The sequence below is a fragment of the Rhizobacter sp. P2_H2 genome (assembly GCF_056403375.1).
On the sequence record NZ_JBFUFP010000760.1, the window covers coordinates 1 to 2,676 of the forward strand.

Sequence of the window (2,676 nt, forward strand, 5' to 3'; positions counted from 1 at the left end):
CGGCGCTCGCCGTCCTCGATCGCGCCCTTGGGCCGGTTCGCGTTCGAGGCCTGGATCGCGGCGCGCACGTCCTCGGAGCTGACGCCGAAGCGGTTCAGCGCGAACGGCAGCAGCTCCACGCGCACGRCCGGCAGCGAGCCGCCGCCGAGCTCGACGTCGCCGACGCCGTCGACCTGCGCGAGCTTCTGCTGCACGATGTTCGACACCGCGTCGTAGATCTGTCCCGGCGTGCGGGTCTTCGAGGTCAGCGCGAGGATGATGATCGGCGCGTCCGACGGGTTCGCCTTKCGATAGGTCGGGTTGCTGCGCAGCGTGGACGGCAGGTCGGCGCGCGACGCATTGATGGCCGCCTGCACCTCGCGCGCCGCGCCATCGATGTTGCGGCTCAGGTCGAACTGCAGCGTCACGCGGGCCGAGCCGCTCGAGCTCGACGAGGTCATCTCGTTGACGCCGGCGATGGTGCCGAGGTGGCGCTCCAGCGGCGTGGCGACGCTGCTGGCCATCGTGTCGGGGCTCGCGCCGGGCAGCGAGGCACTGACCGAGATGGTCGGGAAATCCACCTGCGGCAGCGGCGCCACCGGCAGCACGAAGAATGCGCCGATGCCGGCCAGCGCCATGCCGATGGTCAGCAGCACGGTCGCGATCGGCCGCGTGACGAAGGGCCTGGACAGGTTCATCCCGCCGCTCCGTCCGTGGAAGAACGCTCGGGCAGGGCGCCGGCGCGGCGCACGCGCCGGCCCAGCCGGTCGAAGCCGAGGTAGATCACCGACGTCGTGAAGAGCGTCAGCACCTGGCTGACGATCAGCCCGCCGAAGATCGACAGCCCGAGCGGCATGCGCAGCTCGGAGCCTTCGCCGCCGCCGAACATCAGCGGCAGCGCGGCGAACAGCGCCGCCAGCGTCGTCATCAGGATCGGCCGGAAGCGCAGCAGCGCCGCCTGGTGGATGGCCTCGCGCGGCGATTTGCCCTGGCTGCGTTCGGCGTCGATCGCGAAGTCGATCATCATGATCGCGTTCTTCTTGACGATGCCGATCAGCAGGATGATGCCGATGATGCCGATCACGCCCAGGTCGTTGCCCGACAGCATCAGCGCGAGCAGCGCGCCGACGCCGGCCGACGGCAGSGTCGASAGGATCGTCAGCGGGTGGATGTAGCTYTCRTACAGCACRCCCAGCACGATGTACACGCACACCAGCGCCGCGAGGATCAGCCACAGCTCGTTGGCGAGCGAGGTCTGGTAGGCACCGGCCGCGCCGAGGAAGGTCATCGTGACGGAGGCGGGCAGCGCGATGTCCTTCGCGGCCTGCCTGATCGCGTCGACCGCGTGGCCGAGCGATTCGCCGCTCGCGGTGTCGAAGCCGAGCGTCGTCGCCGGGTACTGCGCGACGTGCGTGATCTGCAGCGGCGCCGGCTTCTCGCGGATGGTCGCGATCGCCGACAGCGGCGTCGCCTCGCCCGAGCTGGTGCGCAGGTTCAACAGGCCCAGCGTCTGCGCGCTGTTCACCAGGCCGGGTTGCGCTTCGAGGATCACGCGGTACTGGTTGGTCTCGGTGAAGATCGTCGAAACGATGCGCTGGCCGAACGCGCTGTACAGCGCGTCGTCGATGGCGCTGGCGGTGATGCCCAGGCGCGACGCGGTGTCACGGTCGATGTCGATGTAGGCCGACATGCCCTGCGCGCCGGCATCGGTGACGATGTTGCGCACCTGCTTCACGGTGCGCAGCTGGTCGGCCAGCTTGTGCGCCCATTCGGCGACGATGTCGCTGCTGACGCCTTCGAGCGACACGCGGTATTCGGTGGGGCCGGATTCGGCGTCGATCGTCAGGTCCTGCGTGGGCTGCAGGTAGAGCGTGACGCCGGCCACCTTCTGCACGCGTTCGCGCAACCGATCCATGATCTGCGCCTGCGTGCCGCTGCGCTTGGCGCGCAGGTTGATCAGCATGCTGCCGGTGTTCAGCATCGTGTTGTTGGCCGCGTCGACGCCGGTGAACGAGCTCAGGCTCGCGACGTCCGGGTCGGCCAGCACGGCCTGCGCGGCCTGCTGCTGCAGGGCAGCCATTCGGCTGTACGAGACGTCCTGTGCGGCTTCGAGGCGGGCTTTCAGCTGGCCGGTGTCCTGGGTCGGGAACAGGCCCTTCGGGATCACCAGGTACAGCACGATGGTCAGCGCGAGCGTCGCGGCGGCCACCAGCAGCGTGAGCGCCTGGCGGTCGAGCACCCAGGTGAGCCAGACGTCGTACTGCGCGATCACGCGGTCGAACAGGCGCTGGGTCGCCGCTGCAAACCCCTTCGCGGTCTTCGGGTCTTCATGCTGTGTCAGCCAGCGCCCCGACATCATCGGCACCAGCGTCAGCGACACCACGGCCGAGATCAGGATCGTGATCGCGAGCGTCACCGCGAACTCGCGGAACAGCCGSCCCACCACRTCSSCCATGAACAGCAGCGGGATCAGCACCGCGATCAGCGASACGGTCAGSGAGATGAKSGTGAAGCCGATCTGCSTSGCGCCCTTSAGCGCCGCCTGCATCKGCGGCTCGCCTTCCTCGATGTAGCGGGCGATGTTCTCGATCATCACGATCGCGTCGTCGACGACGAAGCCGGTGGCGATCGTCAGCGCCATCAGGCTCAGGTTGTTCAGGCTGTAGCCCAGCAGGTACATCACGCCGAAGGTGCCGA

At 68.5% G+C, this 2,676-nt stretch carries 2 protein-coding genes; both read right to left on the reverse strand.

What is annotated here, in order from left to right:
* The coding region (locus AC1D15_RS25880) for an efflux RND transporter permease subunit (protein WP_477828245.1) at positions 1-677 on the reverse strand (677 nt) is incomplete at its 3' end.
* Positions 674-2,676, reverse strand: a 2,003-nt coding sequence (locus tag AC1D15_RS25885; protein WP_477828246.1) for an efflux RND transporter permease subunit, incomplete at its 5' end; no start/stop codon positions are given. The genes AC1D15_RS25885 and AC1D15_RS25880, both read right to left, overlap by 4 nt.